This is a genomic window from Amycolatopsis sp. NPDC051373 (assembly GCF_040689465.1).
Classification (GTDB): domain Bacteria; phylum Actinomycetota; class Actinomycetes; order Mycobacteriales; family Pseudonocardiaceae; genus Amycolatopsis.
In genome coordinates this window covers 64681-73719 of record NZ_JBFBAE010000005.1, presented here as the reverse complement: position 1 = coordinate 73719, position 9039 = coordinate 64681, and the positions used below count along the sequence as shown (strand labels likewise).

Below are 9039 nucleotides of genomic sequence, written 5' to 3'. Positions count from 1 at the left end.
AGGACTCAGTGCGTCGGCTTCGACGGAATCGTCGGCTTCAGCGCGGTGCCTTCACGCGCCCGCAACGGCTCGGCCGGACCACCGTCGCCACCACTGTTGACGTCCGTGTTCAGCTGCGTGAAGTCCGTCCGCAACGACCCCGCGAGCTCCGTCGCGCCCTCGTCGACGTCGCGAAACGAGTCGGCCATGTCGCGCACCGCCGTGGTCGTCCCGTCCACGGCCTTGGCCCACGCGTCGAGTCCGTTGTAGATCTTGCCGGCCGCCGCGAGGTGCACGTTGGCGAAGTTCGAGCCGTTCTTGTCGTTGCCGGTCGCGGCCAGAACGGTGCTGGGGTTGGTCAGGGCCTGCACGCGCTGCGCCAGGCTCCGCAGCTCGCCCGCCTTCTGGGCGAAGCCGTTGGCGCTGTTGGTGAGTCCGTCCGCGTCGACGAAGAAGTCGTCAGTCATGCCTGGGTCCCTTCCTCCATGCCGGGAACACGTCCCGAGAACAACGCCCGCACGTCCACGCGGCCGCTCATCAAGTCCTGCGCCGAGAGCCCGGGCGGCAGCATCGGTGCCATCGCCTCCGCAGAGGCGCTGATCGACTTCTGCCGCGCCTCCTCGACCGTTTTCACGATCACCGCCGCCAGCTCGGCCGGCGCCATCCTCTTGTACACACTGGTGGGGAAGGAAAGTTCGGTCAGCTCACCGGTGCGCGACACCGTCGCGGTCACCTCGCGCCGCGCCGACGTGGCGCTGGTCGTGAGCGAATCCACCTGCTTGCGGTTCTCCTCGAACCGCTCGCGCTGCTGCTGGTAGGCGCCCATGGCCTCGTCCAGCATCTTCTGGTACGGCGAACTCATGCGTTACCTCCTCAGCCGACCGACGCCAGGCCCTGGCCCAGCGCCAGCGCTCCGGTCTCAGGTGGACGGATCCCGCGCAGGTCCGCGGCCGCGAGTGTGCGCGACGCGGCCGCCACCGACAACGTCCGCGCCAGCTCGTGGGCCGCGTGCACGGTGTGCTCCGAAGCCGATGCCAGCTCGTGGGCCAGCGCGTCCCGGACGTCGTCAGGGACGTCGTGACCGCGCCGCACCAGCAGCCGCACGGCGATCTCCGCCAGTTCGTCCACTGTGTACTCGCCGAGCTCCCACCCGACGGTGAACGAGCTCCGCAACGCGGGCACCACACCCAGCAACGCGGCCACCCGCTGCGTCTGCCCGCTCAGCACCACCACCGGGTCAGCCGGACGGCGCGTCACGGCCTCCGCGACGGCCTCGACGACCTCCGCGCCCGAGCTGTGCGTCGCGATCTCCCAGTCACCGTCCACATCGAGCACGAGCACGCCACCGCTGGCGTCGTTCATGGCCGTGCGCACGAGGTGCTCGGCCTGCCCCGGCCAGCGCGGGTACAGGTCGGCGGCCACCGAGCAACGCACGAGCTGCCCGACGTTCACCAGCCCCAGCTCCGCCAGGCTCAACGCGTACAGCTTCGCGAACTCGGCCCGCCCGGACCCGCGTTCGCCACTGATCACCAGGTTCGCCAGGTGCCCCAGGGGCTGGCGTTCCTGCTTCAGCCCGCCCAGGCGCACCAGCTGGCGCTGCGCGTTCTCCCGCACGCCGGCCTGGCCGACGAGGGTGCGCAGCCGGTTCCAGCCCGTGCTCGCGCCGACGGCCGCCGCCGGGTCCGAACCCACCGAGACCGCCGCGGCCGCCGCGGCCGCCAGCTGCACCAGCTCGGCCCGCAGGTCCTCGGCCGTCAGCCGGTTGAGCTCCGAGTCCTTCGACGGCGGCTGCAACGCCAGCCGCGAAGCCTGGTTGTTCACCATCGCCTCGAACAGCTTGCGCGCCACACGGCCGTTACCGAACGTCGCGTCCTTCGGCACCCGCTCGAAGTACTCGCGCAACGCCGTGATCGCGTCGTCGGTCAGCTCGTAGTAGTGCTTGCGGGTCAAGCCCGTGGTGATCGTGACCAGCTCGTCGACGCTGTAGTTCGGGAACTCGATCGTGCGCGTGAACCGCGACGCCAGACCGGGGTTGGACTGCAGGAACAGGTCCATCTGCTCCGAGTACCCCGCGACGATCACCACCAGCGAATCACGCTGGTCTTCCATGATCTTCATCAGCGCGTCGATGGCTTCCTGACCGAAGTCCGGACCGGACCCGCCCGAACCCGCGGCCAGCGTGTACGCCTCGTCGATGAACAGCACGCCACCGATGGCCTTCTCGACCACCTCGGTGGTCTTGATCGCCGTCGAACCGATGTACTGGCCCACCAGGTCCTGACGCGCGACCTCGATCATGTGGCCCTTGGACAGGATGCCCAGCTCCGCCAGCACCGTGCCGTACAGGCGCGCGACCGTGGTCTTACCGGTACCGGGAGGGCCCGCGAACACGAGGTGGCGGCTCATCGGCGGCATCGGCAGCCCCATGCGCTCACGCATCTGGGACATCTTGATCAGGTTGATCAGGCCGGTGACCTCCTTCTTCACCCCGGCCAGACCCACCAGGGACTCCAGGTCACCCAGCGGCCCGTCCAGCACCTCACCCGCGGCGTCGCTCACGCTCTGCGGGCCGGTCGGCTGGTCGGGCGTCGACGGGAACTCCGACGACAATCCGCTCGAAGGTTCCGCCCGCACCTGGTCGGTGCTCACGTTCTCCACCGTCGCCTGGTCGTCCTCAAGGCGGTGCACGGCCTCGCCGCCCGCGTCGTTGACCACGCAGTCGCGGATCGTCACCGGCTCGCGCGTCTCGACGAGGAACCCGTCGCCACCGGCGCCGAGCACCTCGCACTCGACGAGCGACCCGCGCGAACCCTCTTCCAGCACCACACCGTTGCGCTTGGCGCTGCGGACGCGGCACCGCGAGGCACTCAGCACGGAGCCGCCGGCGACGGTGATCCCGTCGGCCTTCGCCTCGGCGATTTCACAGTCCTGCAACGAACTTTCGGCCGGGCCCGACACACGAAGGCCGCCGCCGCGCACCAGCACTGAGGTGAGCGACGACGGCGTGCTCGCCCCGAGCGTCACGGCGTGTTCGGCGGTCGAGCCCACTCTGATGTCGGCCACGGTCACCCGCGCCGACTCGGTCGCCTCCAGGCCCGCCTCGCGGCCGGTCTCGATCGACGCGTCGGCCAGCTCCATTCGCGACTGTCCGGAAAGGACGATTCCCGGCCCGGATTCGGTGTTCAGCCGCAGGCCGGTGATCTTCACGGCCGCCTCGGCGTTCACGAGCACCGCCGTCTGCGTCGAACCGCGCACGGTCGCGCGCTCGAACTTCGGCGTCGACTCACCGTCGACGAGGATCGCGACCGGCGAACCCTCGAACGTGCAGTCCACGAACTGCGGCGCCGCGTTCGCCGTCGCCTGCACCGCGTTGCGCTCGGCACCGGAGAACACGCACTCGCGCAGCAGCGGCGCCGAAGACCCGGCCACGTGCGCGGCCTGCATCGGCGCGGCGACGAACTGTGAGCTCGCCACCGAGATCCGGCCCTGGCTGGTGAGATAAAGATCAACATTTGCGCTTTCACGCACAGTGAGGCCCGTGATTGTTGCGCGGCCCTGTTGTTCCACCACCATCGCAGGTTTTTGTGCGCCGGTGATCTCGCAGTGTTCGATTACTGCCACCGCCTCGCCGTTCACGCAGATCCCGTTGCCCTGCGGGCGGCGCACGGCGCACCGGCGCAGCACCACGGACCCGACCTCGGCCACCACGATCCCCGACGACGCCGCGTCGACGATCTCCGTGTCCTCGATCGTGCTCTGCGCCGGCGAAGCCACGACCACGCCGGCGCCCGCAGAGCTCGTGACCGTGCAGCCGCGCAGCGCGAGCTGGCCCTGCAGGCGCGCGAGCAGCGTCGCCCAGGAGGCGCCGGAGATCCGGCAGCCGTCCAGCGCCGCCTCGCCGCGCACCACGTCGACGGCCACGAGGTTGCTGTCGGTGCTGGTGAGCGTGAACCCGCGCAGCTGCACGGCCTCGGCATTGGCGACGAGGACGCTGCCCTCGCTCGCCACGACCTCGACGGTGCCCGCACCCTGCTCGGCGACCAGCGAAACCATCCGGTCCACCACGAGGTTCTCCTCGTAGCGGCCCGGGTTCACGCTGATCGTGGCCCCCGGCTGCGCTTGCGCCAGCGCGGCGCCGATGGTCGGGAACGCCCCCGGCCGATCACCGCCGACCACGAGCAACTGTCGGTTCATCGATTTCGCCTCTCCCGCCTCGACACCACGCTCACACCAGCCCCGGGAGCGCCCCGAACCGCGGCGCGGACACCTCGGCGATCGGGTCCCGTCCCTCGGCCTCGGCCCACACCTCGAGCTCCCGGCGCAGCGACACCAGAGCCAGCTCGTCGAGCGAGATCCGGTCGGACGCGACCTTGCCGGTCTCGTCCACCTCGCTCGACGTCAGTTCCCGCAGCAGTACCAGCCCGCGCACGCCCTCGGCGGGTTCGCGCAGGTCCAGCACCTTGAAACTCGTGCCGGGCACGAACAGCACCCGGTTCTCCACGCCACCGGCGGTGGGTTCCAGCAGCTTCGTGCGGCGGGCCGTGATCGACCAGACCAGCACGTCGGTTTCGCCGTCCAAAGTGGACGACGGCTGCGTGAGCGTGTTGAGGAAACCCCACTCGGTGAGCACCTTCTGCGAGCGGAACAGGTCCCACTCGGACTTCGACACGGACGTCGCGAACGTCGCCGGGCCGCGGTGCGAGGGCAGGCGGCTCAGGCCCGCGACCACGCAGCGCGCGATGGGCACGTGCGGCCCGTTGGCGCCGGTACGCAGCGCGCCGTCGATGGCCGCGCCCTTGACCGAGAGGTACAGCTGCACGGCGACCGCGTCTGTGAGCACCTCGGCCGACGACGTCGACAGCGCCCCCTGGAACCCGGGGTGCTCGGACAGGATGCGGGCCACGGCGTTGGACATCAAGCCGTACTCCGCGCCGAGCGACTTGCGCAGCCACTCGCGTTCCTTCTCGGCGCGACGCTTGGGCAGCAGCGCCGTCGCCTCGGCACCCGGGGTGGGCTGCAGGCGCGCCTCGCCCTTCTCGGCCGGGGCGACCGGGGCGACTGGCTCGGCGACGGCTTCGGTGGCTTGAGCGTCCTCGCTGGTTTCAGCGTCTTCGGCGGTCTCGGTGTTCTGGGTGGTGATCTCGACGGGAACGACCGGTCCCTGCACGGTCGGCGCCTCGACCGACGGCGGCGTCACCGGCTGCACCCCCGCGGCAGGCGGCATCCCGGTGGGCGGAGTGGCGGCCGGAGGCATCCCGGCCGGCGGCGTGGCCGCGGGCGGCATCCCCACAGGCGGGGTCGCGGCTGGTGGCATCGACACGGGCCCGGCGGCCAGACTGGGCGGAGCCACCGGAGCCGACGGCATCCCGACCGGCGGCGCGGCAGGCGGAATCGGCGCGGGCGGGGTAGCCGGACCCGAGAACCCGGTCGGCGCACCGGGAACCGGCACGACCGAACCCGGGCCCGCGAAACCGCCGGGCGCCCCGAACTTCGGCGGCACCGACGAACCGGCGAACGCAGCCGGAGCCTCGGCCCCACCCTCGGGCGCCCCGAACTTCGGCGGCACCGACGGACCCGCGAACGCAGCCGGAGCCTCGGCTCCACCCTGAAGCACGGTGGGGCCGACCGGACCCGCGAACCCGGCGCCACCGGGCTTCTCGGCGTGCCGGCCCGCCGGTTTGTCGTCCTGCCTGTGCCCGAACGGACCGCCGGAGGACTCCTCCATCGGCACCATCGGCGGCCGAGCCGACGTGATCGTGATCGGGCTGCCGCCCCCGGCCAGCGACCGCGGTACCCCGACACCCGGGTCGAGGCGCTGGGTGATCGTCGGCTCGGACCGCAGCAACGCCGGCTCCGGCGTGACGTCCACCTCGAGGTCCACGGGCGCGGCCGGCTTGTACTCGCCGGGCACCACGACCTCCGTCGGACTGGCTTCCAGCAACGCCGGGGCCGGAGCCGCGTCACCCTGCTCGATCTCCGCCAGCGCCTTGGTCGTCACCTGCACCCGGCCGCGCTCGGCCAGCAGCGCGTGCGCGGGCAGGACGCGGCTCATGCGCCGCGTGTTCTCGTCGAGCCGCGCGAGCACGTCCTGGGCCAGCATGCGCATGCGGTCCACGGCGTCTTCGCTCGTCGCGTCGAAAGTCAGGTTGTTGATCGAGTTGTCCAGCGTCAGCGCGCGCACGGCCGGGGTTTCGCGGCCGTCGTGCGGCGAGCGCACCAGCAGGCCGGACTGCACGACCTCGATCACGGCGTCAGGCGAGTACCAGTACACGGCCGGGGCGACCTCGTTGAGGCCGTGGATCGGTGGGCGGTGGCTGATCAGGCGCGGCGCCTGCACCGGCCCGCCCTGCACGCGCGGCTGGTAGCCGATCTCGCGCACGAACGTGGTCCAGCCCAGCCGGCCGTCGAACAGCACCGTGCGCACGTCGACCAGCTGCGGCGACCCGACGGGCAGGCCGGTGTAGAACGCGACCTCCTTGCCCAGCAGGTCGGCCAGCGCCTGGCCCAGCGACGTCCCGGCCGGCACCGACATCGGCCCGTACTGCACGAACCGCGCGTTGGCCCGCACGTTCTCCGGCAGCCGCACCCACAGGCGGGCCGCGTCGTCGAGCGTCAACGGTGGGCAGCCGGGGCAGCCCAGCACGATGGTCATCGTGTCGTGCTGCGCGGGCAGGCCCTTGACCAGCGCCGCGCGGTGCGCGCGCTGTCCCTGGTCGAAGCCGACCGGACGCACCCACAGCCCACCCGGCAACGGCTCCGCGACCCCGCGCGAGCTCGTGGACGTCAACTCCGCCGTGAGCCCGGAGTCCCACGACGGCCGCGGGAACCGCTTGGCCTCCCACTTCGGCGCGCGCCCCGGCTGGAACTTCACCCAGCCGCTGCCGCGTCCGGAGTGGACGAACAGGGCACCGCCGGCGCTCGGGATCACCGAACCGTCAGGCGCCAGCACCGTGCGGTTGATCCGCTCCGACAGCCACTGCCCGGCCAGCGCCGACGTCTCGCGCGAACGCCCGCCGATCACCAGCCGCACTCCGCGACGGCGCCGCGGCAGGACCTTCGCCACCGACTCCCACAGGCAGATCGGCGAGTCCACCGGCAGGTCCACGACGACCAGGTCGTGCTCGGTGTCGGCCGCGACGCCCAGCGCGAGCGCCTGGGCCTCGTCGGTCATCCCGGTCGCGGGGTGGACGACAAGAGCGTTCCCGACCGTCTGCTTGTCGAGGGTGGTACCGGAGGCACCGGTCCCGCGACGCACCAGCGAGAGGTCCATGTTCACCTTCGTCCTTCCTACCGGCACCGGCCCGAGCTCCCGGCACAGCTGTCACGTGCGGCGTAGGTCTATCGGTTCACGTCGGGATGCGCACCGTGTGGGACGGCCCGCCGGTGCCCCCCACTGGTGCAGACGGCGCACTCCCGCCGGTGTGATGCGCGATCAGGCCGTAGACGAAAAACCCGACCACGATCAGCAGGGCCAGCAGCGCGCCGCCGAGCAGGCCGTTCCAGGTCCGCTTGGCCGGCACGTCGAGGTGGCTCGCGTCGCCCAGCACCAGGGCCGAGGTCATCCGTCCGATGAGGAACGAATACGCCTCGACGTGGTCCTTCTGCGTCTGCACCATGTCAGCTCACCCCGTTCACGCCGTGAGCCCGGTCGCCCAGCCGTAGACCCCGAACAGCTGCAGCAGGATCGGGATCACCGCCACCGCGCTCAACGTCTCGGTCCAGTTGGCCAGGTGGCCCCAGATCGGCAGCAGGCGCCGCGGCGGCGGCCGCAGCATCGCCAGCACCAGCAGGAAGAACACCAGCGCCAGCCCGCCGGCCGACACCCCGCGCCAGTTGGCCGCCATCGGGTCGACCAGCGACAGCGCGAGCAGCACCAGCCCGACCGAGCCGGCGATCGACAGCGGCACCCGCTGCCACGCGCCGAGCAGCGCCCGCGAGCGCATCAGCACCGCCGCGGCCACGAGCAACGCCAGCAGCTTCGGGAACAGGTCCTGTTCCGCGAGGAACGGGAACGCGCAGGTGAACACCACCGCCGACGCGATGCAGAAGATCGTGAGGTAACCGTCGGCGTAGGCCGTCTGCCGCACCATCTGCTCGGCGGGCGCGGGCTCGATGTCGTATTGCAGCTCCGACGCGGTGCGCGGCAGCTGCGGGCCGCGGATGCGCGCGAACCGGATGCCGATGCGCGGCGCGAACACGAGCACCGCGATGAGCACGGCCGACACGAGGCCCGCCGTCTGCGTCGTGGTCAGCCCGGCACCGAGGTGCAGCCACATCGAAAGGGCGCCGGCGACACCCGTCGCCACCACCGCGCCGAACGGCACGAACGGCAGGCCGGGCGACCACGCCGCGCGCCCACCGATGAGCAGGCCACCGGCCAGCGCGAACGTCAACGAGCCCACGAGGATCGGCGCGCCCTGCAGGTCGAACGCGGCGTCGACCCCGGCCACGCCCACGGCGCCGGCGATGGCCGCGAACCCGCAGCCGCCGAGGCCGAGCAGCAGGAGCAGCGCGTTGTCTTCGGAGCGCACGCCGCACGCGACCGCGGCCACGACCAGGCCCAGCGCCACAACGGCGGTCCCGATCGCGGACAGGCCCAGCGGACCGGGCATGAGCAGGATCCACGCCAGCACGACCTGCGCGAAGATCGCGAAGCCGAGGAACAGCCAGCGGTTGAACTCCGGCTTCCAGCGCCCGGGCTGGCGGCTGACGGCGGTGGCCATGCCGTCGGCGATGTCGTCGAAGTCGAGCTCCGGCAGCGGGTCCAGGCGGGGGCGGAGGTGGAACTCCTCGCCCTCCTTCCAGTCCAGCGACTCCGGCGTGCCGGCCGCGTCGAGCGGGGCCTCACCGAGGCGCTGCAGCACCCACGTGTCGGCCAGGTCCTCGCGGCCGCCGGTGTGGTGCAGCAGCACCGGCAGCAGGCTCGTGAGCGGCACCGACATCGGCACGGCCAGATCGGCCCGCCCCTGCGGCCCGTACACCGTGATCCGGCAGAGCTCGCCCTGCATGGCTGTCAACGTCCGCTCCTTCCAGCGCGCGCGTTGTCGTCGAAAGCACCGT

Annotated in this window: 6 protein-coding genes; all 6 read right to left on the bottom strand. The window is 71.8% G+C overall.

Going from position 1 to position 9039, the window contains the following annotated elements; translation table 11 throughout:
* Window positions 1-5 precede the first annotated feature (5 nt).
* The 6 genes from AB0383_RS10840 to eccD all read right to left on the bottom strand — a co-directional run bounded on the left by AB0383_RS10840 (window position 6) and on the right by eccD (window position 8987).
* Window positions 6-446 (bottom strand): hypothetical protein, encoded by a 441-nt coding sequence (locus AB0383_RS10840; RefSeq protein WP_366186603.1) that lies wholly within the window; start codon window positions 444-446, stop codon window positions 6-8.
* A complete protein-coding gene (locus AB0383_RS10835; RefSeq protein ID WP_364170035.1) occupies window positions 443-841 on the bottom strand; it encodes a YbaB/EbfC family nucleoid-associated protein in 399 nt (132 codons plus the stop codon). The genes AB0383_RS10840 and AB0383_RS10835 overlap by 4 nt, the downstream gene beginning before the upstream one ends.
* A gap of 11 nt (window positions 842-852) precedes the next feature.
* Complete coding sequence (locus AB0383_RS10830; RefSeq protein WP_366186601.1) at window positions 853-4173, bottom strand: right-handed parallel beta-helix repeat-containing protein; 3321 nt, start codon at window positions 4171-4173, stop codon at window positions 853-855.
* Between the two features lie 31 nt (window positions 4174-4204).
* A complete protein-coding gene (locus AB0383_RS10825; RefSeq protein WP_366186599.1) occupies window positions 4205-7249 on the bottom strand; it encodes a hypothetical protein in 3045 nt (1014 codons plus the stop codon).
* A 76-nt stretch (window positions 7250-7325) separates the two neighbouring features.
* Window positions 7326-7595: a type VII secretion protein EccB gene (locus AB0383_RS10820; protein WP_220245042.1), complete on the bottom strand. Its 270-nt coding sequence runs from the start codon at window positions 7593-7595 to the stop codon at window positions 7326-7328.
* Window positions 7596-7610: 15 nt separating this feature from the next.
* The gene (gene eccD, locus AB0383_RS10815) at window positions 7611-8987 is read right to left on the bottom strand and encodes a type VII secretion integral membrane protein EccD (RefSeq protein ID WP_366186925.1); all 1377 of its coding nucleotides are present in this window, start codon (window positions 8985-8987) and stop codon (window positions 7611-7613) included.
* Window positions 8988-9039: the final 52 nt, after the last annotated feature.